Below are 17,235 nucleotides of genomic sequence, written 5' to 3' on the forward strand. Positions count from 1 at the left end.
TATTTGCTTTACTCATTGATCAATGAAGATAACTACATTCCCAAATGAATAGCCGTAGAGGAACATGCAGCAAAACTGCCGCCCCCCATAATAAATACAAATAGAGGTACTGAACGTGGCCGATGCTATCGAAGAAAGCCGCTACGCCCGATTTGCCCTGCGTTGTTCCAACTTCGCCGAGCGCTGGTTCCCTGACTCCTGGGTGTTTGCCGCCCTCGCCGTGATCATTGTCGCCGTGGCGACCCTGGGCATGGGCGCCGCGCCGACCGAAGCCGCCAAGGCCTTCGGTGATGGCTTCTGGAGTCTGATCCCGTTCACCATGCAAATGGCCTTCGTGGTGATTGGCGGTTATGTGGTCGCCAGCTCCCCGCCCGCCGTGAAATTGATCGATCGCCTGGCGCGCATCCCCAAGAACGGCCGTTCTGCCGTGGCGTGGGTGGCGCTGATTTCGATGGTCGCCTCGTTACTCAACTGGGGCCTGTCCCTGGTGTTCGGCGGTTTGCTGGTGCGCGCATTGGCCCGTCGCACGGATTTGCGCATGGACTATCGCGCAGCCGGTGCTGCGGCCTATTTGGGCCTGGGTGCGGTATGGGCGCTGGGGCTGTCGTCGTCAGCGGCGCAGTTGCAAGCCAACCCGGCGAGTTTGCCGCCGTCGATCCTGTCGATCACCGGGATGATCCCGTTCACCGACACCATCTTCCTGTGGCAATCCGGCGTGCTGTTGCTGGCGCTGATCGTGGTCTCGCTGATCATCGCCTATGCCACCGCGCCCGGGCCGAACTCCGCCCGTGACGCCAAGGCCTGCGGTATCGACCCGGCCTTCAACATGCCCAAACCGCAACCGCCGACCCGTCCGGGCGAGTGGCTGGAACACAGCCCGTTGCTGACCATCCTGTTGGCGTTGCTGGCAGCAGGGTGGCTGTTCCATGAATTCTCGACCAAGCCGGCGATCAGCGCGATCTCGGGGCTCAATACCTACAACTTCCTGTTCCTGATGGTGGGTGCGTTGCTGCACTGGCGCCCGCGCAGCTTCCTCGATGCGGTGGCCCGTGCGGTGCCGACCACCACCGGGGTGCTGATCCAGTTCCCGTTGTATGGCTCGATTGCGGCGTTGATGACGGTGGTCAAAGGCGGTGACGGCGCGACCCTGGCCCACCATATCTCGACCTTCTTCACCTCGATCGCGTCCCACGACACCTACGCGCTGTTGATGGGCGTGTACTCGGCGGTGCTGGGCTTCTTTATCCCGTCGGGTGGCGGCAAGTGGATTATCGAGGCGCCGTATGTGATGCAGGTCGCCAATGACCTGGAATATCACCTGGGCTGGGCGGTGCAGATCTACAACGCCGCCGAGGCGCTGCCGAACCTGATCAACCCGTTCTATATGTTGCCGCTGCTGGGGGTCCTGGGGTTGAAGGCGCGGGATTTGATTGGTTTCTCGTTTGTGCAGTTGCTGGTGCATACGCCGCTGGTGCTGTTTTTGCTGTGGGCGTTGGGCACGACGCTTAAATATTTGCCGCCGGTAATGCCATAGGGCAGCTGCCAGTAACCTTTCTGATCAGACGCGTCGGGGTTGTCCCACTCAATACGGTGGCAACCCCTGATTTCTGCCGCCAACGCCTTTGATTAACCTGATTCGGATGACTCCTCACCCCCCAAGGAAAATCCGATGACGCCCCTATCCAAATCTCTGGAAGAGTTGATCAATGCTATTTACAAGGACGGCAACGTGTCGTTCGTTGAGTACCAGGGCCTGCGCGACAATGCCGATTGCCGCATGGCCACCGTTATCAAGGAGTTTGGCCTGCACAACAACGTGACGGCGTTCCAGAAAGCCATGGACGTGGCCATGCAACTGCTGCAGTCCTGCGTCATCGATGCCAAGAAAGCCAAGCTGACCGATACGGGCGAGGCCATCGTCAAGGATGCGCTGGCGGCCCAGGTGGAGTACTTGCGCGCCGGCAGCCAATTGGCACTGCGCTTGTTATGAGCGGCCTGTAGCGTTCAAGGCACTGTCTTCGTTCCGTCACATTGCATTGCTACCGTCCTGCGAAATATCTTGCAACATTCAACCAGCAGGGACTCCCAGCAATGAGCGACGAGCACGAAGACCGCCCTTCCCAAGACATTGAAGCCAAACCGCCAGTCGACACCAGCCGGCGGCGCTTCCTGGGAGGCGCGGCCGTGCTGGGGGTGGGTGCGACCCTGAGTGCCTGCGGCAATACCAGCGAGGCACCCGGCAAGCCGGTGGAGCGGCCGCTGACGCCGCAAGAGCTGGACAAGGCCCTGCACGAACAGGTTAAAACCGTGGTGGTGATCTACGCCGAAAACCGCAGTTTCAACAACCTGTTTGCTGATTTCCCCGGGGTCGAGAAACCCCTGTCGGCCCTCACCGCCGCGGACTACCAGCAACGCGACCGCGATGGCAGCCTGCTGAGCGCCCTGCCCCCAACCTGGGGCGGCGTGTTGCAAATCGGCCCACAGACCGTGGACGGCGTGACCTACCCCAGCGAAGTGCAATACCAGGAAAACCTGCCCAACGCCCCCTATGCCCTGAAAGGCCCCAACGGTGAAGACCAGCCGCTGAGCCTGGTGACGCGGGATTTGTGGCACGTGTTCTATCAGAACCAGATGCAGATCAATGGCGGTAAAAACGATGGGTTCGTGGCCTGGGGCGACTCCGGCGGCCTGCTGATGGGCCATTACGCCCAGAGCCGTTACGCCCTGCGCTTGTGGGATGTGGCGAAGGAGTTTGTACTCTGCGATAACTTCTTCCAGGGCGCATTTGGCGGATCGTTCCTCAACCACCAATACCTGATCAGCGCCACCCCGCCGGTTTACCCGAACGCGGCTCAATCGGTGGCCAAGGCGCAGATCGCCACGCTGCAAAGCGACGATCCGACCGACCCGCGCCTCAAGCCCCTGGACAAATCCCCGGCCAGCGCCATGACCGGCCCACCGCAATTTGGCCCCAGCGCACTGACCCCGGACGGTTATGGCGTGAACACCCTGGCCCCGCCTTACTGGCCGACCTGGATTCGCGACCCCGAGCGCCCGGATTACTCCAAGCCCGACTTGCCTAACGTGCTGGTGCCACAAACCCACGAGCATATCGGCGACAAACTGTCGAAAAAGAACGTCGACTGGGCCTGGTACGCCGGTGCGTGGCAAGCAACGCTGGATCAGTTCAAGGACTCGGGCGGCATCCCGAAGATTCCGAACTTCCAGTACCACCACCAGCCGTTCAACTACTTCAAGCAGCAAGGCCCGGAAAACTCGGCTGAGCGCAATAAACGCCTGCGCGATGGCGGCCTGGGGGATGACGCCAGCACCAACAAGTTTTTCGCCGATGCCCAGGCCGGCAAGCTGCCTGCGGTGACCTTCTACAAGCCCCAGGGCAACCTGAACATGCACGCCGGTTACGCTGACGTCGCTTCGGGCGACCGGCATATCACCCGCGCCTTGAAGGTGCTGCAGGAAAGCCCGCAGTGGAAGAACATGGTGGTGATCGTAACCGTCGATGAAAACGGCGGCTGGTGGGACCACGTTGCACCGCCAAAAGGCGATCGCTGGGGCCCGGGCACGCGGATCCCGGCGCTGGTGGTTTCGCCGTTCGCGCGCAAGGGCACGGTGGACCATACCGTCTACGACACCGCGTCGATCCTGCGCCTGATCACCCGGGTGTTCCAACTGGAAACCCTCGACGGGCTCAAGCAGCGCGACGATGCCATGACCGCACGCGGCCAGAAGCCCATGGGCGACTTGAGCAACGCCTTGCACTTCCCGGTGTAGACGCATTTGCTCAAAAGCGACAAGCGCGTAGTTTTTTAACGCGCTTTTCCCGGTCAACCGCTACTGTGTGAAGGTGGGCATTCACCCCGCGCAGACGGGCTTTCGCTGACAGGGAACCATCCATGTTCAAACTCTCCAGGTTGTCCTTCATCCTGGCCGCACTGACCTTGAGTGCGGTTGTACAGGCTGACGTCACCGTACCGCTGGGTACCCCGCAACGGGTCACCCAGTTATTCGCGTACCCGAACAATTGCAACGTCATCTGTTTTCGTCCCTGGACGCTGGAACAGACCGTCGAGCACTACCTGAACCAAAGCCTGCAACGTGACGGTTACAGCCGGGGCAAAGTCAGCGTCAAGACCGACCATGACCAGGTGCTTGCCACCTTCAGCGGCGTGCCGGACGGTTATGGCCAGCCGTTGACTACTCTGCTCGACACCGCCGACCTGGCTTACCAGGGCGCCAGCAAACTCAATGGCGATGGCAAGTGGCAGTTCAACTGGTACCTGTTCCTGCCGCTGGGCATGGCCCTGGAAAATCGCAAGAGCATCGAGTTGCTGCACTTCCCGCCGGATTACTCGCTCACCCATTTCCAGGATTACCTGGAGTCGGCCACCACCGACCGCTGGGCGACCTTGCTCACCGCCAACGGCATCCCGGCGACCCAGACCCCGGAATACCAGACCATCATCGACATCGCCCCGATCGCCGCCCCTGCCACCGCGGGCAAGGACCTGGAAGGCGTGTACGGTTACTTCACCGACTATCAGACGCGCATGGTCAAGGAGCTGAGCCAGCACGCCGGCGGCGCCTTGCCGATGGTGGCCTTCGGGGCGCCGGTGCGAGCCTGGATCAAGCAGCAATACGGGCAAACCGTACCGGTACTGGGCCTGGCGCAGATCAGCCCGGCGGGCGGTAACCCGGTTGCCGTGCTGGGGGCCAATCACCCGAGCTACATCTGGTATGCCGCCAACCCAGACACGTACGACGGTGACCAGCAAAAGGCCGACGAGGCCGGTCTGAAGGTGATGGGACAGGACTTGAGCGCCGCCTGCTGGCAGGCCTCGATGGGCCAGAAACCGGCCAGCGATCCGAATGTGCAGCTCAAGGGCTGCATGAACACCTGGCAGGTGACACGCAAGGAGCAGACCTGCGAACTGTTCTATACCTCGATCCGCGAACTGACGCCCGAGCAGGCGAACGCCAAGTGCGCCCAACCGGCGATAAAAACTCAGCTGAGACAGCTGAAAAGCGCAGCCCCGGCACCCTCGGTTGATGAACCCGCCCTTTGACACAGCCCGCCATGCAGGCATTTTCCTACATAAAAAATAGCCAATTTCTACTGTCAGATATGACAGTAGAAATTGGATCCCACTTCAGCGAGTCTTGAGCCGCGCCCATTCGCTGCAAGACTGGCAGTCAAGACACCAACGGCAAGTCGATGCAGCCCACTCCTGGAGAGTCATGAAAACTCACGCCATGGACAAGGCTAAAACCGTTGTGAATGACTGCCTTTACCCTTTTGCGAGCGTGCTCGCCGAGCACGCTTACCCCCGCACAAGTGACTATGAAGTGGTAAGCACCCGGGACGGCTCAGGCGAGGGGATCAAGACCCGCATCGCCTTCGACAGCCGCATGTGCATCGCCAAGGTGTCCGGCTACGCCCTGAGTGAGCGGCGCCTGCACACGGTGCAGATGTCGTCGCGCATCCATTTGTACGACCCATGGTTCAGCGGTCTGCTGTCGCACTCGTGCAACCCGAACGTGTTTCTCGACATGACGTATCTGGAACTGTGGTCCGTCCAGGCCGTTCCCGCTGGCGCCCTGGTGACCATGGACTACGCCAGCACCGAGGATGTGCTGTTCCGGCAGTTTCGCTGCCAATGTGGCGAGCTCAACTGCCGGGGCTGGATCACCGGCATGAAGGAGGCGCTGAACGCCGAGGGTCAACAGTTCATGGAGCAGTGGCGCAAGCGCAAAAGCCCTTAGACCGCACCCAACGGGCGCAGGCGGTATTGCGGCGGCAATTGCTCGAAACCACTGATGGTGGTGTTCAGGCTTTTCCAGCGACCGTCCTTGATCCCGTAGATGCAGCCGTGAACCGACAGGCTCTGCCCGCGATGCCAGGCATTTTGCACAATGCTGGTATGGCCGACATTCGCCACTTGCTGAATCACATTCAGCTCGCACAAACGGTCGACACGTTCCTCTTCCGTGGGCAGTTGGGCCAGCACGTCGCGGTTTTCGTAGTACAGGTCACGGATGGTGCGCAGCCAGCCGTCGATCAGGCCCAACTGGTTGTCCTGCATCGAGGCGCGCACGCCGCCACAGCCATAGTGGCCGGTGACCAGGATGTGTTTGACCTTGAGCACGTCGACGGCGTACTGGATCACCGACAGGCAATTGAGGTCGGTGTGCAGCACCACGTTGGCCACGTTGCGGTGTACAAACAGGTCGCCAGGCAGCATGCCGACGATCTCGTTGGCCGGTACGCGGGCGTCGGAACAGCCGATCCACAGGTATTCCGGGGTTTGCTGGCGGGCGAGCTTGGCGAAGAATTCGGGATCTTCCTGTTTGATCGCATCCGCCCAGCGTTCGTTGTTATCAAGCAGGTCTTGTAGTTCGTTCATCAGGGAAAGCCTCAGGAATGATGCGCAGCTTTGACAGACGACCGCCCATCCGGGTCACGCCGGGAATAAAGATAGCCGGCGGGCGATTACTTGAATCTTGGGGAGCCATGCCTGTCCACACACTATAAGCCCCACAGTATGAGGAATCGCCATGACTGATTCACGACGTCCTTTCGGCGCCACCCAACCGGAACCGATTGATGACAACGAAGACCGCATGGGTTCGATGCGGGAACTGGATTTTGACGAGGAAGAGCCGACGGCGGAGATCGGCGACGAGATTCCGTCCCGCGAACGCGAGCACTTGATGCCCGACGAAGGGGTACGCGAGGCCGGGATGACCGGGGCTTCCACCGCTGACCATGAATCGACCGACGATGACATGAGCCCGGAAACGTTGATCCGCGAGGATGGCGCAAGGGATGCCCGGGAAGAAGGTGAAGGTGAACAGGCCGATTGGGACCTGAGCATCGTCGATGAAGATGAGATTGGCGGCGGCAATGGCCTGGATGAAGCCGAGATGGCAGAGCGGGATCCAGTGGACGGAAACCGCTGACACAACACAGACCCAGCGATGAAAAATGCCCCTTGTGGGAGCCGGGCTTGCCCGCGATGCAGGCGCCTCGGTGTCTCAGCGAGACCGAGGGGATGCCATCGCAGGCAAGCCAGCTCCCACAGTGGGTCGCATTCCAATGTGGGGCGAGGTTGCCCGCGAAGCTTTTGGGATCAATCCACCAGGGTGCAGGCCATCACGACCGCATCTTCGCGACCACCAACGGCGGGGTAGTAATCCCGCCGGCGGCCAATCTCGTTGAAACCATAGCGCTCATAGAGCCGGAACGCGCCGGTGTTGCTGTCGCGCACCTCCAGGAAACATTCCCGCGCCTTGGCCTCGTAGGCCCGGGACATCAGGTGCTCCAGCAAGCTCAAGCCCAGGCCACGGCCCTGGTTTTCCGGCTTGACGGTGATGTTCAGCAAATGCGCTTCATCGAGGATGATCTGCACCACCCCGTGGCCCACCTGCTGCTCACCTTCGAACATCAGCCAGATCTGGTACTTGCCCAGCCCATCGAGAAAAATCCCGCGGGTCCAGGGGTGGCTGAACGCTGCGTATTCGATCTTCAGTACAGCGTCGAGGTCCGCCTCGGTCATCGGGCGGAAGGATAAAGCTTCACTCATCGGTACTTTTCCAGCGCGCCATCAGCCGGCGCATGGCTTGCCAGACATCAGCCTTACGCTGTGGCTCTTCCATTAATAGTTCCAAGCCCGGCAGGGCCCAGACGGAGCCCAGGCCTTCGACCTGCAGTTCGCGGTACCAGGCCTCGGCGTTGGCTTCACCGGCAAACCGCACGGCGGGCAGGCCGACCAGCCACAGGCACACGCAGGGCTCGTCTTCCAGGCGCGCCGAGACAAAACCTTGCACAAAATCCCGCGCGGCCTCCGGGCCCTGGTCCATGGTGCCCCGGGCCAGCAGCGGCCAGCGCACGGGCTCGCCGACGATTTGCGGGCTGTCGGGCAGGCCGGCGGCGCGCAGCATGTCTTTGAGCAGCAGATAAGCCGGGTCGCGGGTCTGGAAGCGCTCGCCTGTGGGTAACTCCACCAAGAGCAGGCAACGCCCGGCCCGCAGCAGTTGCAGGGCAAAGCGTGGCGGCGGTACCACCGGGGCCTTGGCCACGGCAGGCGCTTCCTCGGCAGCGACCGGCTTGGCAACCGGCGATGGCCGTGGCACTTCCACCTTTGGCCGAACCACGGGAGTTTCAGCCACGGGCTTGACCAGCGGCACCGGCGCAGCCGCCTCCTCACCCGTAGCCTCAAAAGCCTCGAACGGTTCCAGGGCCTCCAGCAGTTCGGGCCGCGAAGGGGCGGCGAAGGGTAATTCAGTGCGCGGCAGCCAGTTGACCACCTGCATGGCGGTCAAGTAAGCGCGACGTCGGGACTCGATAAGCAAAGGTCGGCCACTTGTGGATAACTAAAGAACAGGGATTCTACCGCCCTTCGACGAAGATCGCCCGCTGTTGATCGTTCCGGTGAGCGCCTCACGACCGGCTGTGGATAAATCCCACCACCGATGCAGTACAATCGCTGCTTTTAATCGCTAACCAGCCGGCCATTCCGATGATCGAACCCAAGCGCGTCTTGCGCGCCCTCGCCGAACACTGGGCCCTGCTTGAGCCACTGTGCGAACACTTCGACCAAGGCACCCTGAGCCTCAGCGAACTGCGCGCCCAACTGGCTGCCCAACAACTGGACAGCACGCCACAGGACATCACCAGCCTGCTGGACGTGTGGATTCGCCTGGATATTTTGGTGCCTGTCGCCAAGAGCCCGAACCGTTTCGAGCTCAACGCACAGATCCACGACTTCCTGGCTTATCTTCGCAAGGAGCACCGGCTAGGCCTGTGCCTGGAAATCGAAGCCTACCTGCGCCACCTTGAGCGCCTGGCGGGTTATATCCAGGACGCCTTCGACATCCGCGACGGACATGACCTGGCGCGCCAACTGCGCCTGCTGGACATGCGCGTGCGGGACGTGCTGAAAAAACTCGCCAACGACGAACAGGCCCTCGCCGCCGTGGCGGACCGCGCCAAGACCAGCGACCGGCAGATTCCGTTGCGCCAGCGTTACGCCGAAGTACTGGCGACCTGGGACGAATACGTCGAGCCGATGATTCAACTGGTGAACGCCGACGGCGCCTTTGAACAAGGCGTGCGCAAGGTCGAAAACGTACTGCTGCGCATGCTCACCGAACAGCAGCGCCTCGGCCACCTGGTGGACGACGACATGCTGCTGCGCACCCACGCGCGCATCCTCGAAATGCAGACCAGCGCCCAGCTGACCTTGCGTCACGCCCGGGAACTGCTGCTGCCGCTGCGGGAAGAAGCGCGCCGGCACAACGCCGTGACCCGTGGCGCGGCGCTGGCCTTGTCGGCCATCCGCCGCAAGGGCCTGGACGCGGTGCCGCAGGCCGCAATGCCGATGTTTACCCGGCCGCAAAGCACCTTCCTCGGCAGTGCCAGCCAGGTCGAAGCCTACGTGTACGCCCTGGCCAACTTCGAACCGAAGCCGGCGCGCTTCCCCAAGGCGCACAAATCCCACAAGGGCGAAGCCCCTCGCGCACCGCGCACGGTCAAGGAAATGCTCGAGCGCTGCGAAGACGCGCTGCCGATGCCCGACCTGATGACCTGGCTGCTGGAGCAGGAACCGGACGGCGCAACCGACGAGTTGCTGTACTGGTTCTCGCGCCTCTCGCGGGAAAAACGCTTCAAGCGCGAACGTCTGGAACGACGGGATTACCACACTCACGAGCACCAGGTCAGCCTGCGCTCATTCGCCCTGCTTCCAGCCAGTATTGATACGGCCGGGAATTCTGCGAGCACCCCTCATGCATCTTGATCTATCCGAACTGTCCCAGCTGGCGCCGATCTTTCGCGAGCTGTTCAAGGGTTACCACGTCAGCCGCCGCGACCCGGAGCTGTACGCCCAACTGTCGAACTTCCAGGACCAGTACCGCACGCTGTTCAAGGCCCTGGGTTTTGAGCTGGTGTGCGACACCCGGGGTTTCTACTACTTCGTGCCGGACTCGGCCGTGGCCGCCGCGCAGGTCAACAAGACCGCCCAGCGCCTGGCGTTGTTCACCTTCATCATCGTCGAGCACCTGGCCGATCAGGGCCGCGACCCGATTGCCGTGCTCGACGGTGGCAGCCTGGGCCGTGACGAGCTGCCGTCCTTGCTGGAAAAGTACCGCGACCTGTTTATCCAGGCCGAAGTACAGACCGTCGAGGATCTGGAAGAAAAAATCATGCGCCGCATGACCCAGCTGGGTTTTGCCGGTGAAGAGAACGGTATCTACCGCTTCCTGCCGCCGATGCACCGCTTCCTGGATGTGTGCCTCTCGGTGCAGCAAGACCGTGACCTCGCCGCCAGCATCCACAGCGTACTGCCGTTGCCGGCCCCGGTGATCATCGACGAAGACAGCGATGAAAAACTGCTGAAGACCGATGACCCGCTCGATCTCAGTGACTTCTCTGATGAGAGCGAAGAAGACGCCCTGGCCCGTGCCATTGCTGAAGAACAGGAGACCGACGCATGAGCAAGGAACGCTACGGCATCCGCCGCTTCGCCCTTTTGAACACCGCCGGCTACAGCCTGGGCTTGTTCCCGCTGGAAGAGCCGCTGTCGGTGTATGGCGCGAACAACCTCGGTAAATCGGCGTCGATCAACGCCTTGCAGTTCCCGATTCTGGCGCGCATGTCGGACATGAGCTTCGGCAAGTACACCCTGGAGCAATCCCGGCGTTTCTACTTTGCCACCGACACCAGCTACATCCTGGTGGAAGTCGCGCTGCCCCACGGCCCGCACGTGATCGGCGTGGTCGGTCGCGGCCCGGGCGGTGGTTTCGGTCACCAGTTCTTTGCCTACGCCGGCAAGCTGGACCTGGCGCATTACCAGAAGAACGACACCTGCCTGCGCCAGAAAGAGCTGTTCACCAACCTTGAGCGCGAGGGCCTGAAAGCCTATGAGCTGAAGCCCGATGAACTGCGGCGCTTGCTGGTGGGCGGCCATACGTCGATCCCGCTGGACCTGACCCTGATTCCGCTGCGCTCCACCAGCGAGCAAAGCCTGAAGACGTTCCGCGCGCTATTTATCAACTTGCTGCACATGCGGGAAATCACCGCCGCCAAGTTGAAGCAGCTGTTCCTGGATGCGTTCGAACACAGCCTGCGCTCCGGCAGCGTGGATTACATCGCGGCGTGTGAAGAAGCCTTCCGTGATGTACGGCGCATGGAGCAAGACTACAACTCGCTGGTGGCTGCCGGCCCGCTGGTCGAAGCCTTGGCCAACGGTGTGAAACAGCGGGACATCCTGCGCGGCAAGCTGCATCGCCTGTCGCCGCTGCTGGATTCGCTGCTGGGCACTTGGTCGGACTACGCCAGTGCACGCAAGGAAGAGCTGACGATCCAGGCCGAGCATTACCGCAACGAGCAGGATTCGCTGCAGAACGATCAGCGCGGTGGCACCCAGGAGCTGATGCGCCTGGAGCGGGAAATCAGCGGCATCCAGCGTTGGCTCGGTGAACTGTCGGTGCTCAAGCATCGCTTCGCGCTGGTGGATGACGTCAAGGTGCTGGAGCAGCAACTGCTGGCCGCCAAGGATGCCCACGATGAACTGGCCGGTGCCTTGGCGCAGTCGCGTCAGTTCAGTGCCGAGGATCTGGACGAGCGTCTGCGGGACCTGGAAAAACGCCTGAAGTCGGTGAAGCAGCAACTCGACCACGCCGACAACAACAGCTACGCCAAGCTGCGGGAAGAATTCTCGCAACAGGATGTCGAGCGTCTGATGCGCCTGTTCAACAGTTCGCTGTTCAGCTTGCCGCTGGGTGAGCATGGCATCACGCTGGATGACGAAGGCCTGTGGGTGAAATCCCTGGAGCAGATCCTCGATGGCTTCAAGGGCGAGCGCTTTGAAGTGCCGGGGCTGGCCATTGATATCTCGCACATCGAGCCGCCGGCGTTGCAGGCCTTGGCCGACCGCGCTGCGTTGCGCGACCAGAAAGAGCGTCTGGAAAAAGAACTCAAGCAACTGAAAACCCAACAAGCCGTGGCCTCTGACCGCGCGGCGAGCAAGACCCAGACTGAAGCGCTGTACCAACAGGTACTGGACGCGCAGAAGGCGCTGGAAGATTTCCGCCGTGCACAAACCCTGAGTGCCGAGGAAGGCGAGAAGCTGGAAAGCCTGGCGCAGATGGAAGCGGCCCAGGACGAGTTGAAACGCTCCAGCGATGCGTTTACCGAACGCGTCCAGCAACTGTCGGCCAAGCTGCAATTGGTGGGCCGCCAGATCGGCGACATGGAAGCCAAGCAACGCACCCTGGATGACGCCTTGCGTCGTCGTCAGTTGCTGCCGGCAGACTTGCCGTTTGGTACGCCGTTCATGGACCCGGTCGACGACTCCATGGACAACCTGCTGCCACTGCTCAATGACTATCAGGACAGCTGGCAGGGCCTGCTGCGGGCTGATGGCCAGATCGACGCGCTGTACGCACAGGTACGCCTCAAGGGCGTGGCCAAGTTCGACAGCGAAGACGATATGGAGCGTCGCCTGCACCTGCTGATCAACGCTTACGCGCACCGTACCGACGAAGCCCTGACCCTGGGCAAGGCGCGGCGCGCGGCGGTCACCGATATCGCGCGCACCTTGCGCAATATCCGCAGTGACTACGACAGCCTTGAGCACCAGTTGGCGTTGTTCAACCGCGAGATCAACAAGCGTCAGGTGTCCAACCTGCAGAGCTTTCGCATCGTGCTCGCACCGAACAAGGAAGCCCTCAAGCATATCGACCAGATCATCCACAGTGCCGGTCAGTATGAAGAAGGCGAAACCCTGTCGGTGTTCGACCTGAGCCAAAGCGCCGAGCAGGACAACAAGAACGAGGAAGCCAAGGAGTACCTGGCGCGGCTGGTAGCGGCCAACCATAACCAGCTGGGCCTCAAGGACTTGTTCGAATTGGCGTTCGAGATCACCAAGGTCAACGGCCAGCCGATCATCCATACCGACATCGATGGCGCCGCCTCCAACGGCACCACCATGACCATCAAGGCGCTGACCAACATGTACTTGTTGCTGCACTTGATGGACCGCGACCAGGCCGGGCGTGTGCGCCTGCCGTACTACCTCGATGAGGCCGCGGACATCGATGAGAAGAACCAGGCGGCGTTGCTGGAGACCAGCCTGCAATTGGGCTTCGTGCCGATTCTGGCGAGCGTGAAGCCGCAGGTTTCCGCCCAGGTGGCGATTGACCTGGAAGGCGGCAGCGGGCCGAACGGGATCTACATTGATGAGGCGGACTGGAAGTACATCCGTCGTCACGATGTGGTGAAGGCGACGGTGAATGTGCAGGCGGATGAGCCGGAGCTGGATGAGGTTTAATCGGCTGCGCTGAAATGCAAAAAGGCCGCGATCTTTTGGATCGCGGCCTTTTTTATGGCTTGGGATTTTTTTGTGTTTTTGAAGGCCTCATCGCGGGCAAGCCCGGCTCCCACAGTTGACCGGGTTGTTCTGAAGCACCCGGTCCAATGTGGGAGTCGGGCTTGACCGCGATAGCCGCGCCTCGGTCTATTTGCCGAGTGGGATTTTAGGTGCCCAGGTCAGCCATTCGTCTTCAAACTTGTCGAACAGCGGGAAGGTTTGCTGGGGCCGAGCGGCGTTACCCATGCGCTCGCCGTCTGGCGTCGCAAAGGCGATACCGCCGGCGACCAGGGTCTCCAGGGATTCGGTGCGCACCGTCGCGCCCTTGAACAGGCCGAAGTCGAGACCAAAACCGCTGGTGTTCCAGAAGCGGCTGCCACTGCGCACCAGTGGCGCGTACTTGGGCTCGATCAGGATGTGGATCAGTACGCGGTCGGCGGTCTGGCCCAGCTCGTAGCCGGTGACTTTGCCTACGGTGACTTCGCGGTAAGTGACCGGAACGCCTTCCTTCAACGAGCCACGGCGCGCAGCGCTGAGTACCAGGCTCAGGCCTTCCTCCTGATGAACGGCCTCTGGCGGCTTGTCCAACGCAACGAAGCTCTTCTGTGGGCCGATGTTTTTGGCCGCAGGCTGCACTTCGATGTACTGACCTGTGACCAGGGTTTCCAGGTTCGACGTTTTCATCAACCCGAGTTCAGGCTTGACCACCCAGAACTGACTCCCGGCCCGGGCGATTCGATCTGCAACTTGGGTGATGCGCGCGCTGAGCAGCACCGATTGCATGTCGGCACTCAGGTCGACACTTTCGATCTTGCCTACGTCCAAGCCTTTGAAGCGCACTGGCGTGCCAGGGCGCAGGCCATCGGCGCGGTCTACCTTGATGGTCACCAGCGTACCGTGCTGGTTGGCGGCCTCGCGATCCGGGAACAAGCGGAACCGTGGAATGCGCTTTTTCAGCGGCACATTCTGCTCCGGGGTTTCAAAGGCAATACCACCTGCCATCAGGCTGGCCAGGGATTCGCTTTTCACCTGGATACCGCCAGTCAGGCCACCGGTCAGGGTCACACCGCTGGCATTCCAGAATCGCGTCGAGCCATTGACCAGTCCTTCGTATTCCTTCTCGATGTGGACGCCGATCACCAGTTGTTTGTTCTTGCGCGAGAACTGGTAGCTCTGCACGGAGCCGACCTTGACCTGCTTATAGAGGATCGGGCTGCCGACATCCAGGGAACCGAGGTTGTCGGTGAAGAGCACCATGTGCAGGCCGGGGGAGCGCAGGTCCAGCGGCGGCGCCTTGGCCCGGGCGACGTACTCCCGTTGTGGCGCGCTGCCTTTGTCGCCGGGACGGATCGCGATGTAGTTACCTTTGACCAACGCTTCCAGCCCGGTGATGCCGGCCAGGGAGATGGACGGCTTGACCACCCAGAATTGGGTGTCCTGGACCAGGTAGTCTTCGGCCAGTGGATCGAGGGTCAGCTCGGCATTGGCACTGGAAAGGTCCGGGTCGATCTTCAGGGTTTTCAGGCTGCCGACCTGGATGCCTTTGTACATCACCGGCGTACGGCCCGCCTGGAGGCCTTCGAAGTCGGTGAGTTTGACCTTGACCTTGATGCCAGCGGCGGCGGCGTCGAAGTCTTCGTACAGGCGGAACGGCAGGCTTGGATCCGTTGGCGGGCTGTCTTTGCGGTTCTCTGGCGTGGCGAAGGCGATACCGCCGGCAACGATGCTGGCCAGGGATTCGCTGCGCACTTTTACGCCGGAGAGGTTGGCGTCGATGCTGATGCCGCTGGCGTTCCAGAAACGCGTGTGTTTGCGCACCAGGCTGGCGTAGGTCGGTTCGATGTAGACCTTGATTTCAACGGTGGTCTGGTCTTCGGAGAGCAGGTAGCTTTTCACCTGGCCGACCTGGATCTGCTTGTAGAACACCGGGCTTCCACGGTTCAGCGAGCCGAGGCGATCAGCTTTGATCGTCAGGTGCAAGCCGGGCTTGGCGTCGGATAACGGGGGTTCTTCGGACAGGGCCTTGAACTTGCGCGTCGGCTCACCATCGCCCGGGCTTGCGGCGATGTAGTTACCCGAGACCAGGGTTTCCAGGCCGGTGATCCCGGCCAGGCTGACACTCGGCTTTACCAGCCAGAAGCGGGTGTTGGTCTTGAGGTATTGCTCGACGTCCTTGTTCATCTCGATGGTGGCAATCACCCCGCGATTGTTACCTTCGTCATCCAGGGCGAGGGTTTTGACCTTGCCCACGGGCATGCCTTTGTAGACCACTTCGGTCTTGTTGGCCTGGATGCCTTCGCCGCTTTCAAAGCGAACCTGAATCTCGATACCTTGCTGGTTGTAGGCACGCCACCCCAACCAGCCGCCAATGATGAGGGCAATCAGGGGCAGTACCCAAATGGCCGACCAGTTGGAAGCAGGGCGGGTTTTAGCCTTAGGCAAATCACTCATGGTCGTCGTCCGACTCCGTGTTATCCCAAATCAGTCGGGGATCAAAAGTTACTGCGGCAAGCATCGTCAAGATCACCACACTGGCGAACGCCACGGCACCGAGATTGGCCTCGACACTGGCAAGTCGCCCAAAATTTACGACCGCCACCAGGATGGCGATCACGAATATATCCAGCATGGACCAGCGGCCAATGAACTCGATAAAGCGGTACATGATAATGCGTTGTTGCGCGGAAAGTGGCTGGTGACGCTGCACCGAGAACAACAGCAGGCCGATGCCCACCAGCTTGAAGGTGGGTACCAGGATGCTGGCGATAAACACCACCGCCGCGATGGGATACATGCCGTGCTGCATCAACTGGATCACGCCAGACATGATGGTGCTCGGATCGCCCTGCCCCAGGGAGCTGACGGTCATGATCGGCAACAGATTGGCCGGGATGTACAAGATGGCCGCGGTGATCAGCAGCGCCCAGGTGCGCGTCATGCTGTTCGGACGGCGAGCATGCACCAGCGCACCGCAACGGGTGCAGGTTTGCTCGTCGGTGTCCGGGTCTTGTTTGTTTAATTCATGACATTCCGTACAGATCAGAATGCCCGCATCAATCGCTCGCATGAGCATCCTCTCCCGACAGCGCTTCCCAGATCTGGTGAGGCGACATCACCACCTCCAGCAACACCTGGACCATTAACAGACTCACGAAGCAGGCCAGGCCCAAGCCAACGGTGATGGAGGCCATGTCGGCCAGTTTTACGATCGCCACCAGCACGCCCATCAGGTAGACCTCGAGCATTCCCCAATCCTTCAGGTGATGGTAGATGCGGTAGAGCAGCAGGCCGTAGCTGCGGCCAATGTTCCAGCGGATGCTTAGCAATACCGCCAGTTGGCACAGGAGCTTGAGCAATGGAATGCCCATGCTGCAGAGGAACACCACCACGGCGACGCCTTGCATGCCGGTGTCGAACAGGCCGACAACGCCAGTCCATACGGTGTCCTGCGAGGACTGCCCGAGTAGATTGAGCTGCATGATGGGTAAAAAGTTCGCGGGGACGTACAACAACAGCGCGGCAAGTACTAACGCCAGGCTTCGTTCAACGACGTTGTGGCGGTGAGCGTACAGCTCGTAGCCGCAGCGCGGGCATTGGGCCTTTTCACCGCGGACAAGCTCTGGCTTGCGCATCAGCAAGTCGCACTCATGGCATGCCACCAGTTCGTCCAGCGGTAAGTCTGACACCTCAAGGGTATCAACCGGGTCGGGCATATAGGGCTCGGACTCTAAAAAAGGTTAGGTGCCTATTCTAGTGTTCTGGTTCAGAAATAACTGTGCAAATTTGTCGGGGCGCGGCTGCAGATCAAGCATGGTGCTACGAGCAACTTTTCGACCGCCCAAAACAA

The 17,235-nt window shown here is 61.1% G+C and carries 15 protein-coding genes; 9 read left to right on the forward strand and 6 right to left on the reverse strand.

Translation table 11 applies throughout. From position 1 onward, the window contains the following. Nucleotides 1-115 precede the first annotated feature (115 nt). From V3W39_RS32490 to V3W39_RS32510, 5 genes are all read left to right on the forward strand, one after another. On the forward strand, nt 116-1,534 hold the full coding sequence (locus V3W39_RS32490; RefSeq protein WP_177077081.1) for a short-chain fatty acid transporter: 1,419 nt from the start codon (nt 116-118) through the stop codon (nt 1,532-1,534). Nucleotides 1,535-1,669: 135 nt separating this feature from the next. Beyond that, nucleotides 1,670-1,990, forward strand: coding sequence for a hypothetical protein (locus V3W39_RS32495; RefSeq protein ID WP_177120347.1), 321 nt, complete (start codon nt 1,670-1,672; stop codon nt 1,988-1,990). A gap of 101 nt (nt 1,991-2,091) precedes the next feature. Then, complete coding sequence (gene acpA / locus V3W39_RS32500) at nt 2,092-3,792, forward strand: acid phosphatase (RefSeq protein ID WP_330214094.1); 1,701 nt, start codon at nt 2,092-2,094, stop codon at nt 3,790-3,792. Nucleotides 3,793-3,914: 122 nt separating this feature from the next. Further along, complete coding sequence (locus V3W39_RS32505; protein ID WP_177077077.1) at nt 3,915-5,084, forward strand: hypothetical protein; 1,170 nt, start codon at nt 3,915-3,917, stop codon at nt 5,082-5,084. 172 nt (nt 5,085-5,256) lie between these two features. Beyond that, entirely contained in the window at nt 5,257-5,781 is a 525-nt protein-coding gene (locus V3W39_RS32510; protein ID WP_330214095.1) for an SET domain-containing protein-lysine N-methyltransferase, read from the forward strand. On the opposite strand, the gene can is transcribed toward V3W39_RS32510, so the two are convergent. Then, on the reverse strand, nt 5,778-6,422 hold the full coding sequence (can, locus tag V3W39_RS32515) for a carbonate dehydratase (protein WP_003214385.1): 645 nt from the start codon (nt 6,420-6,422) through the stop codon (nt 5,778-5,780). The two genes, V3W39_RS32510 and can, sit on opposite strands and share 4 nt — an antisense overlap. A gap of 151 nt (nt 6,423-6,573) precedes the next feature. On the opposite strand from can, the gene V3W39_RS32520 reads away from it, so the two are divergent. Further along, nucleotides 6,574-6,978 carry a serine kinase/phosphatase gene (locus V3W39_RS32520; RefSeq protein WP_330214096.1) on the forward strand — a complete coding sequence of 135 codons (405 nt, stop codon included), beginning with the start codon at nt 6,574-6,576 and terminating at the stop codon, nt 6,976-6,978. A gap of 170 nt (nt 6,979-7,148) precedes the next feature. Here V3W39_RS32520 and rimI read toward each other — a convergent pair whose 3' ends face one another. Continuing rightward, complete coding sequence (gene rimI / locus V3W39_RS32525; RefSeq protein ID WP_003214382.1) at nt 7,149-7,601, reverse strand: ribosomal protein S18-alanine N-acetyltransferase; 453 nt, start codon at nt 7,599-7,601, stop codon at nt 7,149-7,151. Continuing rightward, nucleotides 7,594-8,331, reverse strand: coding sequence for an energy transducer TonB (locus V3W39_RS32530; protein WP_177047894.1), 738 nt, complete (start codon nt 8,329-8,331; stop codon nt 7,594-7,596). Before V3W39_RS32530 ends, rimI begins: the two co-directional genes overlap by 8 nt. Before the next feature lie 206 nt (nt 8,332-8,537). Here V3W39_RS32530 and mksB point away from each other — a divergent pair, with 206 nt between their 5' ends. Genes mksB through mksF form a run of 3 tightly spaced genes read left to right on the forward strand, consistent with a single transcriptional unit; the run spans nt 8,538 to nt 13,349 of the window. Then, nucleotides 8,538-9,815, forward strand: coding sequence for an Mks condensin complex protein MksB (gene mksB, locus V3W39_RS32535; RefSeq protein ID WP_003214377.1), 1,278 nt, complete (start codon nt 8,538-8,540; stop codon nt 9,813-9,815). After that, nucleotides 9,805-10,512, forward strand: coding sequence for an Mks condensin complex protein MksE (gene mksE / locus V3W39_RS32540; protein WP_330214097.1), 708 nt, complete (start codon nt 9,805-9,807; stop codon nt 10,510-10,512). The genes mksB and mksE overlap by 11 nt, the downstream gene beginning before the upstream one ends. Further along, nucleotides 10,509-13,349, forward strand: a complete 2,841-nt coding sequence (gene mksF / locus V3W39_RS32545) for an Mks condensin complex protein MksF (protein WP_177047886.1) — start codon at nt 10,509-10,511, stop codon at nt 13,347-13,349. The genes mksE and mksF overlap by 4 nt, the downstream gene beginning before the upstream one ends. Nucleotides 13,350-13,535: 186 nt before the next feature. On the opposite strand, the gene V3W39_RS32550 is transcribed toward mksF, so the two are convergent. From V3W39_RS32550 to V3W39_RS32560, 3 genes are read right to left on the reverse strand one after another with little or no spacing between them, the layout of a single operon-like run. Then, on the reverse strand, nt 13,536-15,839 hold the full coding sequence (locus V3W39_RS32550) for a PqiB family protein (RefSeq protein WP_177115935.1): 2,304 nt from the start codon (nt 15,837-15,839) through the stop codon (nt 13,536-13,538). Then, nucleotides 15,832-16,455, reverse strand: a complete 624-nt coding sequence (locus tag V3W39_RS32555) for a paraquat-inducible protein A (RefSeq protein WP_259197546.1) — start codon at nt 16,453-16,455, stop codon at nt 15,832-15,834. Before V3W39_RS32555 ends, V3W39_RS32550 begins: the two co-directional genes overlap by 8 nt. Further along, nucleotides 16,442-17,101: a paraquat-inducible protein A gene (locus tag V3W39_RS32560; RefSeq protein WP_177120350.1), complete on the reverse strand. Its 660-nt coding sequence runs from the start codon at nt 17,099-17,101 to the stop codon at nt 16,442-16,444. Before V3W39_RS32560 ends, V3W39_RS32555 begins: the two co-directional genes overlap by 14 nt. Nucleotides 17,102-17,235: the final 134 nt, after the last annotated feature.

Source organism: Pseudomonas sp. Z18(2022), from assembly GCF_036346535.1.
In the GTDB taxonomy this organism is placed as follows: domain Bacteria; phylum Pseudomonadota; class Gammaproteobacteria; order Pseudomonadales; family Pseudomonadaceae; genus Aquipseudomonas; species Aquipseudomonas yamanorum_A.